This is a genomic window from Scytonema hofmannii PCC 7110 (genome assembly GCF_000346485.2).
GTDB classification, from domain to species: domain Bacteria; phylum Cyanobacteriota; class Cyanobacteriia; order Cyanobacteriales; family Nostocaceae; genus Scytonema; species Scytonema hofmannii.
Genome location: NZ_KQ976354.1, coordinates 11,297,753 through 11,314,168 on the forward strand (window position 1 = coordinate 11,297,753; position 16,416 = coordinate 11,314,168).

13 protein-coding genes are annotated in these 16,416 nt (G+C 41.5%); 1 reads left to right on the forward strand and 12 read right to left on the reverse strand.

All coding sequences use genetic code 11. From position 1 onward, the window contains the following. Nucleotides 1-171: 171 nt before the first annotated feature. From WA1_RS47525 to WA1_RS47545, 5 genes are all read right to left on the reverse strand, one after another. Nucleotides 172-3,066 carry a WD40 repeat domain-containing protein gene (locus tag WA1_RS47525; RefSeq protein WP_051077113.1) on the reverse strand — a complete coding sequence of 965 codons (2,895 nt, stop codon included), beginning with the start codon at nucleotides 3,064-3,066 and terminating at the stop codon, nucleotides 172-174. Then, nucleotides 3,056-4,447, reverse strand: coding sequence for an nSTAND1 domain-containing NTPase (locus tag WA1_RS47530; RefSeq protein WP_051077112.1), 1,392 nt, complete (start codon nucleotides 4,445-4,447; stop codon nucleotides 3,056-3,058). Before WA1_RS47530 ends, WA1_RS47525 begins: the two co-directional genes overlap by 11 nt. A gap of 875 nt (nucleotides 4,448-5,322) precedes the next feature. Then, nucleotides 5,323-5,799: a peptidoglycan-binding domain-containing protein gene (locus WA1_RS47535; RefSeq protein ID WP_017747512.1), complete on the reverse strand. Its 477-nt coding sequence runs from the start codon at nucleotides 5,797-5,799 to the stop codon at nucleotides 5,323-5,325. 102 nt (nucleotides 5,800-5,901) lie between these two features. Then, nucleotides 5,902-6,642 (reverse strand): L,D-transpeptidase family protein, encoded by a 741-nt coding sequence (locus WA1_RS47540; RefSeq protein ID WP_017747511.1) that lies wholly within the window; start codon nucleotides 6,640-6,642, stop codon nucleotides 5,902-5,904. Between the two features lie 95 nt (nucleotides 6,643-6,737). Beyond that, nucleotides 6,738-7,301 (reverse strand): hypothetical protein, encoded by a 564-nt coding sequence (locus tag WA1_RS47545; protein WP_017747510.1) that lies wholly within the window; start codon nucleotides 7,299-7,301, stop codon nucleotides 6,738-6,740. 473 nt (nucleotides 7,302-7,774) lie between these two features. Between WA1_RS47545 and WA1_RS47550 the strand changes: the two genes are divergently transcribed. Then, nucleotides 7,775-9,565 (forward strand): ShlB/FhaC/HecB family hemolysin secretion/activation protein, encoded by a 1,791-nt coding sequence (locus WA1_RS47550; protein WP_148662908.1) that lies wholly within the window; start codon nucleotides 7,775-7,777, stop codon nucleotides 9,563-9,565. 72 nt (nucleotides 9,566-9,637) lie between these two features. Here WA1_RS47550 and WA1_RS47555 read toward each other — a convergent pair whose 3' ends face one another. The 7 genes from WA1_RS47555 to WA1_RS47580 all read right to left on the reverse strand — a co-directional run bounded on the left by WA1_RS47555 (nucleotide 9,638) and on the right by WA1_RS47580 (nucleotide 16,380). Further along, nucleotides 9,638-10,090: a DUF6006 family protein gene (locus WA1_RS47555; RefSeq protein ID WP_017747508.1), complete on the reverse strand. Its 453-nt coding sequence runs from the start codon at nucleotides 10,088-10,090 to the stop codon at nucleotides 9,638-9,640. A 487-nt stretch (nucleotides 10,091-10,577) separates the two neighbouring features. Continuing rightward, nucleotides 10,578-11,837 (reverse strand): TPM domain-containing protein, encoded by a 1,260-nt coding sequence (locus WA1_RS47560; protein WP_017747507.1) that lies wholly within the window; start codon nucleotides 11,835-11,837, stop codon nucleotides 10,578-10,580. Between the two features lie 69 nt (nucleotides 11,838-11,906). Then, complete coding sequence (locus WA1_RS61085; protein WP_017747506.1) at nucleotides 11,907-12,038, reverse strand: hypothetical protein; 132 nt, start codon at nucleotides 12,036-12,038, stop codon at nucleotides 11,907-11,909. Nucleotides 12,039-12,091: 53 nt separating this feature from the next. After that, nucleotides 12,092-13,177, reverse strand: a complete 1,086-nt coding sequence (locus tag WA1_RS47565) for a hypothetical protein (RefSeq protein WP_066613316.1) — start codon at nucleotides 13,175-13,177, stop codon at nucleotides 12,092-12,094. Between the two features lie 346 nt (nucleotides 13,178-13,523). Further along, on the reverse strand, nucleotides 13,524-14,240 hold the full coding sequence (locus tag WA1_RS47570; protein WP_017747505.1) for a hypothetical protein: 717 nt from the start codon (nucleotides 14,238-14,240) through the stop codon (nucleotides 13,524-13,526). Beyond that, nucleotides 14,237-15,004: a hypothetical protein gene (locus WA1_RS47575; protein ID WP_020480624.1), complete on the reverse strand. Its 768-nt coding sequence runs from the start codon at nucleotides 15,002-15,004 to the stop codon at nucleotides 14,237-14,239. Before WA1_RS47575 ends, WA1_RS47570 begins: the two co-directional genes overlap by 4 nt. Before the next feature lie 290 nt (nucleotides 15,005-15,294). Continuing rightward, nucleotides 15,295-16,380 (reverse strand): hypothetical protein, encoded by a 1,086-nt coding sequence (locus tag WA1_RS47580; RefSeq protein ID WP_066613318.1) that lies wholly within the window; start codon nucleotides 16,378-16,380, stop codon nucleotides 15,295-15,297. Between the last annotated feature and the right edge of the window lie 36 nt (nucleotides 16,381-16,416).

The following is a 16,416-nucleotide window of genomic DNA, read 5'->3' on the forward strand; positions in this document are numbered from 1 at the left end:
GAATTCTTGAGTTGCTGACTTTATTCTTAATAAGCTCAGAAACTTTTAAATGTGACAATGAGAGTATGACATTTGCCATTCACAAGGGATTTAGTTGCAACCAACAGCAGTGCAAGTGCGAGGCTTTTTCCTGAAACTGAGACAGAAAGATGAATACGTGGCTGGCGTTGGCTACCTGTGAGTACCAATACCATTACACAAATGGCGGTTATCTTTGGCATTGGGATTGTACTTCAGATACCCGCGCACCCAATCACAACCACGTGCTAGTAAGTCATCGAAATTCAGCTTTAACAAACGTGCTGTATTGTCAGCGCTTGCAGTGACAATGGTTTTACCATCTGGGCTGAACGCTACGTCTGTGATAGCTTCTTTATAACCAGCCAGAGTATTGATGAGATCTCCTCCCTGTAGATTCCACAAACGTACTGTGTTGTCCTTGCTACTAGTAGCAAGAGTTTTACCATCCGGGCTGAACGTTAGTGCCCAAACGGGTTTGCTATGACCGATGAGGGTATAAAGTTCCTGTCCTTGAAGATTCCACAAGCGTACTGTACTATCATCACTACCGGTAGCAATAATTTTACCATCCGGGCTGAAAGCGGCATTATTGACCGCATCGGTATGACCGATGAGGGTATAAAGTTCCTGTCCTTGCAGATTCCACAACTTCACTTCCGTGTCGTTACGACTGACAGTAGCAATGGTCTTGCCATCCGGGCTGAACGTTACTTTGTTGACAAACCTTCTATGGCCCTTAAGGACATGGAGTTGCTGTCCTTGCAAATTCCACAAACGTGCTGTACTGTCAGCACTAGCAGTGGCAATGGTCTTGCCATCCGGACTGAACTCTAGGTCATAAACATAACCTTCATGACCTGTAAGAGTATGGAGTTGCTGTCCTTGCAGATTCCACAAGCTTACTGTGTTATCATAACTAGCAGTAGCAATGGTTTTGCCATCGGGACTAAACGCTAAGTTTGTGATATATGCGTTATGACCCATCAGGATATTAAGGAGCTTTCCTTCCAGATTCCACAGATGCACCATCTCGCCCTCACCACCAGCAGCAAAGATCTTGCCATCTGGGCTGAACACTACCCTATTGACGGAACCACTGTACTCAGTAAGGGTATGAAGTTGCTGTCCTTGCAGATTCCACAAGCGTACTGTGCGGTCACGACTGGCAGTAGCAATAGTCTTGCCATCCGGGCTAAACTCTACGTCTCTGATAGCATTGCTATGACCTTTAAGGAGATCCAATTGCTGTCTTTGCAGATTCCACAAGCGTACTGTGCGGTCATGACTGGCAGTGGCAAGAGTTTTGCCATCCGGGCTGAACGCTACGTCTAGGATAGCATTACTATGACCTTTAAAGACATCAAATTGCTGTCCTTGCAGATTCCACAAATGTACTGTATTGTCATAACTAGCAGTGGCAATAGTCTTGCCATCCGGGCTGAACGCTACTTGTATAACAGCGCTATAACCCTTAAGGACATGGAGTTGCTGTCCTTGCAGATTCCACAAATGTACTCGATCGTAACTGGTCGTAGCAATGGTCTGGCTATCCGGGCTGAACGCTACGTGCTTAACAGAATCGCTATGACCCTTAAGGACATGGAGTTGCTGTCCTTGCAGATTCCACAAGCGTACTGTGTAGTTATCACCAGTGGCAATAGTCTTGCCATCTGGGCTGAACGCCACGTGCTCAACAGAATCGCTATGATCCTTAAGGACATGGAGTTGCTGTCCTTGTACATTCCACAAGCGTGTGTAGTCACTCTGAGCAATGGCAATGGTTTTACCATCTGGGCTGAACGCTACTTGTCTAACAACATTGCTACGATCGACGGTGAGTCTTTGAATTTCCTTTCCTTGAAGATTCCACAAACGTACTGTGTGGTCATTACTAGCAGTGGCAATAGTCTGACCATCTGGGCTAAACGCCACTGCGCTCAAAGGTCTATCATGACCGCTGAGGATACCGATCGCTTGTCCCTGCAAATTCCATAAGCGTACTGTGTAGTCATTACTAGCAGTGGCAATAGTTTTACCATCTGGGCTGAACACTACTTTTGTAACAGATCTGCCATGACCCCTAAGGGTATGGAGTTGCTGTCCCTGCAAATTCCATAAGCGTACTGTGTAGTCATCACTAGCAGTGGCAATGGTCTTACCATCTGGGCTGAACACTACTTTTGTAATAGAACCGTTATGACCTTTTAAGCGATTATACTCTTTTACTCCATAAACTGTCTGTTGCAATGCAGCCACTACTTGCATTGGAATATTAGCTCGCCCTTTTAGCGGTACTGCTGCTCGTAAACTTACTATCAATGCTTCAAGCTTTTGGTCTCGCTCAAAAATTTGTTTTGAATATTGGCTAAGAGCTTTGCTGCGATCTAATTGAGCGGTTTCTACTTGCCACTTTTGCCTAACTGCAAACCCAGCGAAACTTACAGCACCTATAAAACCAGCAGCTAGACCTAAGACGATCCGCAGTCTTCTGCGTTGTTTTTCCTTTTGCTCGCTCTCCCGCAATGTTAAGCTAGCTATGATAAAGTCTTGCTCTTCTTCTGTCAGATCGTCTAAACGTTTTCGCAACCAATCTTCTGCTACAGCTAGCGGTACGCCCCGCAATAATGCACCTGGGTCGCGATCGCTATTTTTCCATTCGTGTATTGCTAGTTTTAGCCGTTCTTGCCAAAGACGAAACTGACGGTTAGCGTTTATCCACTCTCGCAAAGTTCCCCATTCCCGAATCAGCGCTTCATGAACTACCTCCACCGTGTCTTCACCAGACTTATCGCTATGTCCTGTCACGACTAAACGTGCTTCAGGACCTGCTAAACGAATAACCAGTTCCCAATTCTCTTCCCCAACTTCTGTGCGGGTAGCTAAGCGCCTAGTATCCTCTGTTCCCTCTCCAGGGCGAACTGATGGCAGAAAAATGCGTTGTACTTGTATCTTCTCGACATCATTAAGTTGGTTATAAACCTCTTGAGCATGTTTAACCAAAGCTTGTTTCACACCCCCGATCTCGTCATATGCTTTATGAGTCAATACATAGGGCTTGCTGTTTCTTCCATAATTCAGCGAGCGCAAATTCTAATAAGGGTAAAGAACCAGGTTCTTGGCCCACATCATCTAATATTCGTTCTGTTAAATGTTCTTCTAACTGCACTTTCAACTTTTGAGCGGGCATCTCAATGGTTGCTTTGAGTTCGTCCCGACTCATCGAACTCAGTAACTGAGGCGTAAACTCTTGCAATGCATGACAAAACGGAGGGTAGGATAAAACATCATCGTAAAAGTCAGCTCTGAGAGTAAGAACTAACGTTAGACTTTTTTGATAAATAGCTTCTAGTAAAATATCAACAAAGCGCTCCTGTTGTTTTTTATCCGGGCAAAGAGTATAAAGTTCCTCAAACTGGTCTGCTATTACCAATAGACGTTTATTGGAACTTTCCAAAATGCCAGACACTATCTGCTGCAAACTTATTTCACCATTTTTGAGCCTTTCTGCCAATTTCACTGCCTTGACTACTCGCTCGATCTTACCAAGCTCTGGTTCTAGCTGACGCACCAAAGCAGAAGCTAGCTCATCAAATGGTTGTTTACCAGGACGAAAAGATTCAATTAACCAAGTGCCTTCTATTCGCAAGCGTGGAATCAATCCCGCAAAAACGACGGAAGATTTCCCGCTACCGCTAGAACCCACCACAGTTATTAAGGGCTCTTTATGAGTGGTTTGGACTAAATTCTCAACAAATTTCTCTCTGCCATAAAAGAATTCTGCATCTTTCTCACCAAAAGCAAACAATCCTTGATAAGGATTGGGAGGAATGAAGTTAGATAGAGTTTGAATGATGTGGGTTTTTTTCTTAAATACTGGAGTGGAGTACTCATTTAAACTAATAAGCTGAGATAAGCCTAACTTAAAAGCAGACTCCACATCTTTCCCAGCTGCAAGAGTATCGTAAAATGCGACGGTAAAATTGATAGCGCTTCTATCCCCAATTGCTTGGTTCATGCCAATGACATAATTAATGTGCTGACTAATGGCTTCTGCCTGCATCTCTGAGTAGCAAGCGTTCAACACCACACACTCTACACCGTTTGTAGCAAATATCTCAAACATACCTACTAATGCATCTGCCTTAACAAACGCTGGCTGCCCCATCTCATCTTCTAGGACAAGACCTTCTTGCCCTGCTCCATGCCCACTGAAATGAACTATTTGAGGTTGATAATCCAAAATAGCTCGGTAAAAGTCTCGCGATCGCACTGCCCATTTCTGCTCTAGCTTAAACTGCTCGCGCTGATTCGAGCGTCGCAATCCTTCATCAATTTCCCGCACCTCTTCATCCAGTCGTAACCGAGAGGTATTTGTGGGATTGGCTGCTAGAATCAGAATTGTTTTGACAGATAGGCTATTATTCATGAGATATTGGAGATAGAATGATTATTTACGCTTTGACATAGTAAACAGAATATGAGCATTTTCATCCCGTGATGGTATTATCTACCTGCGTTTATCTGCCTTCATCTGCGGTTCCTAAATTCTTTAGTGTACTGCAATGTTGAAAGCCTAGGGGTAAGGAGTCAAGAAGAGATCGGCTTCAGCTTGCCTTCGTGCCAAAAGCCCTTTCTCAACATTCGTTCCAGGATTGCGATACTTGATGAATGTTTCGCGGATTTGAGACCAATTACGATTTTTTAAACCTGTAGTAATGGAATTTAAGTGTAATCAACGAGAAGTTTAACCTTTTTGTGCGCTTTGCATTCCGTAACTTCATGACTTTAAGATATCAGTACCAACTTTAAGATGGCATCATAGAAATGTCATTATCTGGGCATTACATTTGTCATGATATCGATGTCGTTCTGTTTGGAGCGCAATTGCAACTCTCTATATATTTTTGTGTCTGTTTAACGGGTTTTATTCAAAGTTAGGGAAATTTTTTTGGGAGAGCCGTTTTTATCTGTATAAAGTCCGTCTGAAAAGTTAAACCCCCGACAACTCATGCGGATACTGTTGACAAATGGGGGGTCAGACCCCCTATTCTGGAATCAGAATCTAGAATCAGAATGAGAGCAACTGCTATAAAGTGCGGGCGTGCCCTCTTGACAAAAACGTCTTTTATCTGACTTACGCTAATAAAGATTACAATATAACCACAACGACTGGGAATCAATTTTGAGACAATGCTGAAATAAATCTGGTATAATTGGAGGCTATTTGAAATTTTTAATCTCACGCAAAGGTGGGGATCGTTTCTTGGTGTCTTTGCGTGAGTTGCGATCGCAGAATTAAGGTTAGTTAGCAGTGAGAGAAGTTGCTAAAGTACTCAGGGCATTCCAAGTCAGATGTCCAATCATCCCATTAGGAATGAGTTGTTGGCTTTCTTGAAACGCTCGCACTGCGGCTTCCGTTTTTTCTCTAAAAAAACCATCAATTGCACTGTCTTGATAAAATCCACCTCTAAAAAGAACTTCCTGAACAATTGTGACCTGGTGACCATAACTGTTACGATGTAAAACAGGTTTATTAACTGGGGCGTTTGCACGCAGGGATTGCCAGGTCAACGGACCAGCGATACCATCCTGTTTGAGAAGGAATTGGTATTGGATAATTGTGACCGCTGCTTGAGTTTTGATGCCAAAAAAACTGTCAACTGTGAGGCGATCTCCATTAAAAATTCTGCAATTCAAGAGTTCTTGCAATTCTTTCACTTTTCGACCATTAGCACCAATTGGGAGAATGGGGTCGATTGCTGTTGTAGCTACCTGCATAGTGAATGCCTCGTGGATGACATAATCACTAATTCATCCTTTTTAGTTATAAAAACGGATAATCTTGAGCATTTACAGGAATAATATTTAGTTTTTTACAGGCTATTTATCCTTTGTCTGCGTTGATATGACGGCAATTGGCAAAGTACTTTCATACCAGTTATAAGGTAGACCTGCATCTTCCCCGGCATTTTTAACGATCATCATGATTCTCTTCATATCTTGTACTCGATGGCGGTAACAGCCATTAGAGCCATTTCCAGCCATTAAGTTTCCTTCACGTCCGTGGAAGCCGATGTTTACAGGATTACCATTTTTATCTTTTTCACCTTTAGGAGAATAAAAATTACCGTAAGCCGGGTTAAAACTAGGGCTGTTATCGGACTTAAGATAATCTAGTGTATAAATTCCAGGTTTGATATGCCATTCATAATAACGCGAGCCAACAGCCTTAAATTTCTCCTGATGAATCTGACCATTTTTACTTTTATAGATGAGAGTGGTTGTAACTTCCTGTGAAGTTTTACCAATTTCAAAAACAAACATGACAGGAGATTTTATTTTTTTATTAGGATTATAGCCAAAGGTATTAAGGCAAGATTCAGTGATTTTCTTATCTCCCTTTTGAGGTAGCTGATTGAGTAATCCATTTAGGCATTGATTATTATCTTTCGTTATACTTGGATCGTAATAAACACTTTTTGTAGCATTTAAATTCTCAAAATCATAAGCATATATATGTGCAGCATTTGATTTTTGAGGCTGAAAGATAATATTTATGAATGACAAATCTACGAGTGCGATCGCTGCACAAAAAGTAAATTTTAAAAAATTCTTCAACATAGATAACGTCAGGAGACAAAAATCAACATAACTGAGTAACAAAATTTCAATCTACTTAGAAATCCTAACCAATGACAAATGACAAATGACAAATTCTAATAATTAAAATGCTTTTCCCATCCCTGTTCTAAAGGTAAAGATAGTCTGTTTTGCTTTTGAGTGGGGATTGGTGCAAGCAAGCGATTGTTGCTTCCAAAAATTTTATAAGCCGCAATTGTACATATTGTTTGTGAGTCTAACAGTTTTTCACTGCTCTCTTCAACTGCAATAGGGGTTGAAGGATGTCGTCCGATTTGGAGAAGCATCATTTTGCGTTCGCCTCCTTCATAATCAGTTAATTGAGACTGCCAAGGTTTTCTAGATTCATTGCGCCATTCTGGAATGCTATTTGTGGAAGCAGTCAGTCGAATGGGAGTTTCTAGAATCGTTCCGTCATTCAAAAAATTTGTGGAGATGGGATTTTGCAGCACGCAGCCATTTTGACGGGTAAATGTTACAAGCCCAGGGGTGACTTCGCGCTTGACAACTTTTACAGAAGATTCGTCAAGTTGTAGAGCTTTTATATTCCTTGAAGAAGACATTGCTGTTTGAGCAGTAACTTGAGCGTAAGGTACACTAGCTAAAAGAGTAGCGATCGCAAAACTAAAAACAAGTTTCATAATTAACCTCGTTAGAAAATAGATTGGTGATTTTTTGAATAAAAGACATGATAGTTTGTAGAAATATTCATATGAAACATTTCTACTCTGTTAGACTTTTTTGCTATTATGCAGGCGTATTCTTTAGATGATTGGTAACTTAAGATTCTTCTGTTTGAGAAACATAATTTCTCATGCTTACAATCTTAAATAGATGCAACTGAAATCAACTTATGCACTTAATTGAGGTGTAGGAATCCAATTTTGATTTTTAAACAATGACTGAGCCTGAGAAACCCGGTATCTAAGAGATACCGGGTTTCTGGACTTTAACTATCGTTAACCGACAAGTATTGGAACCACTTGTAATTTTATGCAATTCTAATTGATTAATATTTTTTATATGTTTCTAATATACTATTAGAATTTTTTTGAATTTACTATGTCATCAAAACAACGATATATTAATCTTATAAACGATAAGGAGTGACTGCATGAAACATTGCAGCTTTATATTAAATCTTTCAGTAATATTGACAAGTTTCATGACTCAGGGAGTGACATTAGAGGCAACAGCAGAATACAATTATACTTTTCTTCAAGTACGGGATGAAGCTGAGAATCAACCAAAGCTAGACTTGACATTAGAACCAGACGATCCACTGGCGCAGACTCCAAACTCAATACCTACTCCAGAAGCACCTCTGCGGGAAAACTCTTTTCAGAAGGCGGAACCATTACCAAAACAATGTTCGTTGGATAATTCATCTTCAACAGAAAAAAAAATCATCACTTTTGGCAACATCAAGATCGCAGGTAGCACAATTTTCCAAGAAGATGACCTAAGACCAATTTTAGAGGCTTTTCAAGAACGAGAACCGACACGTGAAGAACTCTCAATCATCGCTGATAGTATAACTTTAATATATCTCAATAAAGGGTATATCAACTCAAGAGCGGTTATTAATCTCAAAACTGTAGATGGAAAACCAGAAATTTTAGTTACGGAAGGTCGTATAGGACAAATCGAAATTTACGGACTTCGTCGCATCAACCTGTCCTATGTTTGCAGTCGGATCTCGTTGGGTGCTAATGTCCCTCTTGACACCAATGAACTTGAAAATCAATTACGTTTACTAAGAGCCGATCCACTGTTTGAAAATATTGAAGCCAGCTTACGTGCAGAAAAAAAAGAAGGTGTCAGCACTCTTGTGGTGCGAGTTAAAGAGGCAAATCCTTTTGTGAGTAGCTTAAGTGTAGATAACTATTTTCCTCCAGTTGTTGGCTCGGAAAGATTTGGAACTGAACTGCGTTATCGTAACTTAACGGGTATTGGGGATGAAATTGCAGCTTCCTATTATCGTTCATTTTCAGGGGGTGCTGAAGTTTGGGATTTTATATACCGAGCTCCCTTAAATCCAAAAAACGGGACTTTACAATTGCGAGCAGCACCAAGCAATACTTCTATCATTCAAGAACCCTTTGACAGATTTGGAGTTCGAGAAACCCAGGAGTTATATGAGATAAGTTACCGTCAGCCGTTGATACGTTCGTTGAATGAGGAGTTGGCTTTATCCTTGAGTTTTACTTATCAAGATGGTCAAACTTTTATCTTGGATAATATACCAGTTCCGTTTCTCCAAGGTCCTAATGAAAGCGGTGTGACTCGTACCAGTGTAATTAAGTTTAGTCAAGATTATACGCGGCGAGACTTCAGTGGTGCTTGGTCTTTACGTTCTCAATTTAGTTTGGGTACTGGCTGGTTTGGTGCGACTGTTAACGAATCTCCTATTCCAGATAGTCGCTTTTTTAGTTGGCTTGGTCAAGTACAACGGGTACAACGACTTGATAATAATCATTTGTTACTAATGCAAGCCGATTTACAACTAACGCCAAATACCTTGTTAACTTCCCAACAATTTATTATCGGTGGCGGACAATCTTTACGGGGGTATCGGGAAAATTTGCGTACAGGAGATAATGGATTTCGCTTCTCTATTGAAGATAGAATCGCCATTTTACGTAACAAATCAGGATATCCCGTGCTTCAGATTGCGCCTTACGTTGATTTAGGTGGAGTTTGGAATAATGCTAAGAATCCAAACCGAATACGAAACGAAAGTTTATTGCTAAATACAGGTTTAGGTGTCTTGTGGGACAAACCTTTAGGAATTCACGGTCTTACTTTAAGGCTTGATTACAGTATCCCAATTTATAGCATTAAAGATCGTGGTGATAATATTCAGGATACAGCCTTTTACTTCAGCGCTCGCTATCAAATTTAAGTAGCTAGGTATGTAGCGCCCTGGTGGGGGTAGGGGTTCTTGTTGTAGTAAAATTGGGATGCTCCCCCGAATTTATTCGCTAATCTTCTGGCACTGTAATGGTTTGCGCTCATTCGGGAACTTCCACCATTCCCAATTGAATAAGAATTGACGCCGAGGGTCGCGCTTGCTCCAGCCATTAGCGGAGAGCGTGTTGTTGTTGTAGTTGAGATACCAATAGTCGGTAAGAAGCTCAGAATTTTTTGACCACCTTTTTGCTAAAGGAACCCAAGAAGCGCCATTATTATGGCTAACGCCTCCTACAACCTTTACACTACTTGTGTGGGTGCAGACATTACCATTGCAGGTTGTTTGCGGATCATTAACTGTATACCAGTGCATTTTGGCTGGACGCCCTCCGTCATTGCAATCCCAAAGTCCAAAGAACCATTCCTTGGCCACTAATGAAGAATTGGCTGAGCCTGATGCCGTAAAAAAACAAATAGCAAAGACAGTTAAACCTAAAAACCGAATTGTATTTTTCATAATGCTGAGAAATCCTATCTTGTCTGTATTTGATAATTTGTTACATTCTTGTACGCAATGTTGTTTTAAGTGACAGAAAAATCAAGCATTTTTAGCCCCTATTTCCGTTTTTGTCTATACCTCGGCTTAACTTTTATTTAATTTGTTCAACTTAATTTACTTGTAAGGAGCCAAGATACACATCGAATAAATGTCATGTTTAGACCATGATATTTGTCACACTCACTTTGTAAAATAAGAGTTGATTTGGAAGCATCCCAATTTTCCAAAAAGATGGGAGCGTGGGCAAATTATCAGGGAACTAGCAATTGAAATCTCTGTGCTTAACTCAAGAACCACTCTCTATATATTTCTGCGTTGCTCTTCATGGTTTTATTCAAATTCAGAAAAACTTTACTATGGATGCCGATCGCGGGTAGAGGCAAGTTTGCTACCAACCCATTTGAGTCCAAGATGCCCGTTTCGGTCTCCCTCAATTTCCAAAAAATTACCAACTGCCACCAGCACCACCACCGTCGCTACTGCCTCCGCCAAAGCTACCACTGTCACCGCCAAAGCTACCACTGTCACCGCCAAAGCTACCACTGTCACCGCCAAAGCTACCACTATCACCACCCCACGAACTACCAGCCTTCGACCTTCGTGTAGTTCGAGGCGGAGAGAAGCAAGGAATAATTTCTTCATTCTGGTGCTGAAAAGAACAACTGTGGCACTTATAAGTAATCAGCCATCTTCCAGAACTGTGTTCCGTAGTTTTTGCGATCATCTTTTTGGTAAGGGTGATAGTCAATTCTTGACAATGAGGGCATTGTCTAAATCGAGGTGAATTGGACTCACAGGCGACAATATGAAATTTTCGCTCAGTAAGGTTCTGGCTGCAATTGGGACATTGCCACCCTTCAAATCTAACACTACCTAGGCGTTGTGCTGTTTTTGCTACGTTGCTCAAATGTGGCGAGAGGGTAATCTTGTCTACTTTCTTCATTGGTTGTTCGCAATCAGCACACAAAAAAATGTAATTGCCTTTACTTAGACGCGTTTGCCCAAATGGTCGAATGAAAATTTTACGACGTTTCAGATAAATAACCGAGCCGATAAAGAGTATTGGTGTTCCACTCATAACAAGCATTACCCAACGCGAAGCGCTATCTGTAGGTGCTTCTTCATTCGAGAAAGTTTCTTGAGTTGAAGTGATGACTTTATTGACAGAGGATGCTTCATCAGACTCTAGAATAACGACTAGTGCTTTTGTGCCTGCCAGAGTCCCACCTTCAAAATCTCCTTTTTTAAATTTTGGGATAATTTGGGTATCAATAATGTTACCCACTTTGGCATCAGGCAAAATCGCTTCTACACCGTTACCAGTTTCTATTTCAACGCGGCGATCGCCTACTGAAATCAAAAACAATACACCATTATTTTGTCCTTTCTTGCCAATGCCCCAATGATTAAAAAGTTCCGTGGCAAATTTTTTTGGTGAATCAGCAGGAGCGGTTTTTGGTACGCTAACCACCGCTATTTCTACACCCTTTTTGGCTTCTAATTGAGAAATCATTTGATTGAGTTGAGTTTCTGTTTCATTGCTCAAGATTCCTGCCATATCAGTTACCCAACCACCATAATCCTTTCGGGGATTGGGGACTTCTTGCACTGTCAAAGCCAAGCTCGAAAGGGGACAAAGACATAGGATTGAGGAAAATAAACTCGCCCAAAAACTGGGTTTTAGTTTTCGTAAATTAGTTTTCATAATTTTACACCTTGAGATGGAGATGTTTGGTGGAACTTAGTGGAGTGACGCAATCGCAAAAACTGGATTTTACGTGACTCCACGAGCTTCCGCTACCAGAATCACTGTTTTTTCTATTTCTGCCATGAACTCAAGTTCTTTGAGATGTTTATTAAGTCCATAATCTGAAGATATCTGTAAAACTCTGAAGAAGTATCTCATTAATGTCACCTTCAAAGCATGACAAATGTCATTCAATTCATTCAAGAAAAAATTTAGTTGCAACCAACAGCAGTGCAAGTGCGAGGTTTATCAACGTAAGTTGTGGGTGTTGTTGGTCGCTCCTCTAGTGTGGGAGGCTTGACATCTGGAACGAAAGAAGCACAGTTGGCGATCGCTCTGGTGTAAGCTTCCTGACGAGAGACAACACCAGTATTGAGGCGTTGCTCAAAAGTTTGTTGGTTGTTGACAACGCTCATCGCCACAAGAAATGCGCTCTCCATCTTATTTTGAACAGCATCGCGACTTTCGATAGTGTCCATCCCAGTACTGGAAACATCCAACGCAAAACCCAAACCACCACCACCAATGCGCTTTGGTTTGAGAGCGAAACCTTGGCGGTAATTCACTGATGCTCCACAAGCGGAACTATATTGGAACGAGAACGCTTCACCACCAGTTCCTGGTGCAGTCGAACCAAATTGAATGTGGTTGTGTCGAGCACCTTCCACCTTGACACGTGTGGTCGGGGAAACATTAGGGGCGACAGTTGTTGCACCAGTCGTCATCGATTGATGGTTCTTTTGGTCGCCCACGGAAGAGTGAGCGCGGTTATTGACATCACCAACTTTGGCGTCACCACCACCAGAGTGGTTAAGATTTGTATTGTGACTGTTACCACTGTCGCGAATTGTGGCTTTGGCATCAGAGCTACTGTTGGAATCACTACTGCTGTTGGAATCAGAGTTAGCTGTGGTGGGAGTAATCACAGTTGTATTTGTACCGCCATTTTCTACCTGTTGGCTGATACCAGGAACATAGCCACCTGATGAATCGTGATGGCCTCCGCCTCCGCCATCGGTTGTTGATGTGCTGCTCCCGGAACCGTAAATCGCCGTGTTGCGAGCATCGCAACGTGGGTCGATATGTGGAACATCATTTCTGGCTTCACAATCAATGTCTTGATTTAAAGTGCCAGTGGGATTGACGGTCAAGTTAGCCGCATCCACAAATGTCTCCGGACCAATAGCCGAACCCTTTATTTTTTGATTCACCACTTGAGCACTGGCAACATCTGCACACAAAATAGCAGTTGCTGATAAACTTAATAAACCGATGGTAGCAATTTTTAAAGCAAACATAACTGACTCCTAATATTTAACTAATAACTTTGATAAATTCAGCCATAAAAATCAAAAACAAACAAGTGAGAGTCGGTGTTTATCAAACAAGTCGATGAGTTAGATAACTATCAGGTTCAATCTCTGTTGCCAGCGCACCTGCGACTCTCTATATATTTCTGCGCCTGTTTAACGAGTTTTATTCAAAGTTAAAAAAATTTTTTTGAGAATGGTTTTGAGAGGATGTTGTCAAGTTTTCAGTTGGATACAGTTTGGTTTTTGCTCGCCAACTTACCTCTGTAACGTAAAAAACCCGGTTTTCAACGAAAAACCGGGTTGGGGTGGGTGTTTCGTTTATGCAGATGCTTCATTTAAAACCATATTTGAAGATTTGGTCACGGTAATAGCGGGAGTTCCATTCAACAATTGGTTTTCCAACCTGTATTTCCCACTTTCGTAAAGCTTCTTCTAGCAAGGGTTGATTTTTGGCTGCATACAAGTAGTTATCTTGCCAGTGTAAACTTAATTGATCTAAAGTCCTCTCAACCCAAATATCTACAGAAGTTTCAAAGCTAACGCTGCCATCTGACGGTATCAACGCTTCTTCATCGTCTTCTTTAGGTTCCATCACATAGCCAAAATAAAACTTAGCTGCTCTGGGTATCAAAACTTGATTTAATGTGTCTTCATTTAATTTGTCTTCTGGCTCGGTGACAAAAACACATAAGTCACAGTCAATAAAAATCGTGGTAAAGAAAGATTCTTCAGAGTTTTCTAGAGATAACTTTAGCTCTTGCAAAACTTGAGCATGACTTTTTTCTTCAATAAGTCTAATTTGTCCTTCTTTTACTTGTTTGACTTTTCCATTTGGATCAACAGTTATGATATCATAGCAAATCTCTACAGGTTTGCACAACTGATGAAAAGCTAACAAAAAAATTTTAACTTGGTCAATAACATAACTATTTAAAGAATTTACAGATAGCTCATCTGCTACACCGATATCTATTTCCCAAGAACCAGTTTCTTCTTTAAATCCAAAAGTTGCTGTTTTTAGAAAAATATCTCTAAATTGACTCTTCATTTTAGCTTCTCAGTGAAAGGACCATTAACATTTCCATCTGCTGTACGTACCATGAAGCTTCGCTTTAAAACGGCTTGACCGCTTACAGTGTCTGGGTAAATTACCTCCAAGTAATCGACGTTCTTTAATTGAGCTTCAGGAGCAGAACGGTTACCTTTCATCTTACCGTTAAGATATCTTTCGATCTCAGCTTGATTTAAGCCACCAGAACTTGCTTGAGAACCATCAAAAATAATGTCTCCATTTCCTTCCTCAGATTGCCTAATCTGATTATTCGCTTTGTCTATCTGAGTATTGAGGTTACTTTTTGTAATTTGCTTTCCTGGCTCACGGAATTTTACGTCTACCCGTGCTGTTTCAGCTTGTCCTGGAAGCTTAATACGAAGATCGGGACTAAGAGGCTCATCAATAACTGGTATATCACCAGCAGGTGTCTCTGCTGTAGGTCGCACAATTTCAACTTCATACCCTGCATTAGCGTATCGTTCTGCTAACCTCAGTTCTGCCTGACTATCGTGGTTTCCTGCACGTGCTTCATTGATTTTTTTGACTAACTCAGTGTCTGGTAATCCTCGAACTCCTTTTTTTCTAAGGCGTGCTTCCCAAGCGTTAAAGTCGATAGCTCCATTAACGTCTTTAGGTAGGTCTACAGGATGTTCAGCTCTAGGGCGTCCTGTCATTGGTTCTGGTGATAATGTGCGTCCATTGGGAATTGGTGAGTTTTTGATGACTTCTGGGTCTATAATATCAGAACCCCTAACCATTCTAAGTAAAGATGGGGATGATACTCCGCTATATTTACTGGAGTTTAAACGACTCCTTTCCCGCCCAAAGATGACTTATTTAAATGAACCGCAAAGACGCAAAGGACACGTTCGCGAAGCGTCTCGAAGAGAAGAAAGAGGAGAAGAAGATAGGTAATCTTATAGCGGGAATGGAGTCAAGAAAAAAAAGAGTCTGATTAAATACAGACTCCACACTTAAGATATCCGTAAAACTTAGAGAAGTATCGAATCAATGTCACGATGAGAGCATGAGATTTGTCATGAGGAATTTAGTTGCAACCAACAGCAGTGCAAGTGCGAGGTTTATCAACATAAGTTGTGGGTGTTGTTGGTTGGTTGTAAACTGTGGGAGGCTCGCTATTTGGGACAAAAGAAGCGCAGTTAGCGATCGCTCTAGTGTAAGCTTCTTGACGAGAGACAACACCAGTGTTGAGGCGTTGCTCAAAAGTTTGTTGATTATTAACAACGCTCATCGCCACAAGAAATGCACTTTCCATCTTATTTTGAACAGCATCGCGACTTTCGATAGTGTCCATTCCAGTACTGGAAACATCCAACGCAAAACCCAAGCCACCACCACCAATGCGCTTTGGTTTGAGAGCGAAACCTTGGCGGTAATTGACGGATGCTCCACAAGCCGAACTATATTGGAACGAGAACGCTTCACCGCCAGTTCCTGGTGCAGTCGAACCAAATTGAATGTGGTTGTGTCGAGCACCTTCCACCTTGACACGTGTGGTCGGGGAAACATTAGGGGCGACAGTTGTTGCACCAGTCGTCATCGATTGATGGTTCTTTTGGTCGCCCACGGAAGAGTGAGCGCGGTTATTGACATCACCAACTTTGGCGTCACCACCACCAGAGTGGTTAAGATTTGTATTGTGACTGTTACCACTGTCGCGAATTGTGGCTTTGGCATCAGAGCTACTGTTGGAATCACTACTGCTGTTGGAATCAGAGTTAGCTGTGGTGGGAGTAATCACAGTTGTATTTGTACCGCCATTTTCTACCTGTTGGCTGATACCAGGAACATAGCCACCTGATGAATCGTGATGGCCTCCGCCTCCGCCATCGGTTGTTGATGTGCTGCTCCCGGAACCGTAAATCGCCGTGTTGCGAGCATCGCAACGTGGGTCGATATGTGGAACATCATTTCTGGCTTCACAATCAATGTCTTGATTTAAAGTGCCAGTGGGATTGACGGTCAAGTTAGCCGCATCCACAAATGTCTCCGGACCAATAGCCGAACCCTTTATTTTTTGATTCACCACTTGAGCACTGGCAACATCTGCACACAAAATAGCAGTTGCTGATAAACTTAATAAACCGATGGTAGCAATTTTTAAAGCAAACATAACTGACTCCTAATATTTAACTAATAACTTTGATAA

Excerpts from the sequence above, each read along its gene's own strand:
- WA1_RS47530 (WP_051077112.1), bottom strand. The coding sequence starts at position 4,447 with ATGAATAATAGCCTATCTGTCAAAACAATTCTGATTCTAGCAGCCAAT.
- WA1_RS47535 (WP_017747512.1), bottom strand. The coding sequence starts at position 5,799 with ATGCAGGTAGCTACAACAGCAATCGACCCCATTCTCCCAATTGGTGCT.
- WA1_RS47540 (WP_017747511.1), bottom strand. The coding sequence starts at position 6,642 with ATGTTGAAGAATTTTTTAAAATTTACTTTTTGTGCAGCGATCGCACTC.
- WA1_RS47545 (WP_017747510.1), bottom strand. The coding sequence starts at position 7,301 with ATGAAACTTGTTTTTAGTTTTGCGATCGCTACTCTTTTAGCTAGTGTA.
- WA1_RS47550 (WP_148662908.1), top strand. The coding sequence starts at position 7,775 with ATGAAACATTGCAGCTTTATATTAAATCTTTCAGTAATATTGACAAGT.
- WA1_RS47555 (WP_017747508.1), bottom strand. The coding sequence starts at position 10,090 with ATGAAAAATACAATTCGGTTTTTAGGTTTAACTGTCTTTGCTATTTGT.
- WA1_RS47560 (WP_017747507.1), bottom strand. The coding sequence starts at position 11,837 with ATGAAAACTAATTTACGAAAACTAAAACCCAGTTTTTGGGCGAGTTTA.
- WA1_RS61085 (WP_017747506.1), bottom strand. The coding sequence starts at position 12,038 with ATGAGATACTTCTTCAGAGTTTTACAGATATCTTCAGATTATGGACTT.
- WA1_RS47565 (WP_066613316.1), bottom strand. The coding sequence starts at position 13,177 with ATGTTTGCTTTAAAAATTGCTACCATCGGTTTATTAAGTTTATCAGCA.
- WA1_RS47570 (WP_017747505.1), bottom strand. The coding sequence starts at position 14,240 with ATGAAGAGTCAATTTAGAGATATTTTTCTAAAAACAGCAACTTTTGGA.
- WA1_RS47575 (WP_020480624.1), bottom strand. The coding sequence starts at position 15,004 with ATGGTTAGGGGTTCTGATATTATAGACCCAGAAGTCATCAAAAACTCA.
- WA1_RS47580 (WP_066613318.1), bottom strand. The coding sequence starts at position 16,380 with ATGTTTGCTTTAAAAATTGCTACCATCGGTTTATTAAGTTTATCAGCA.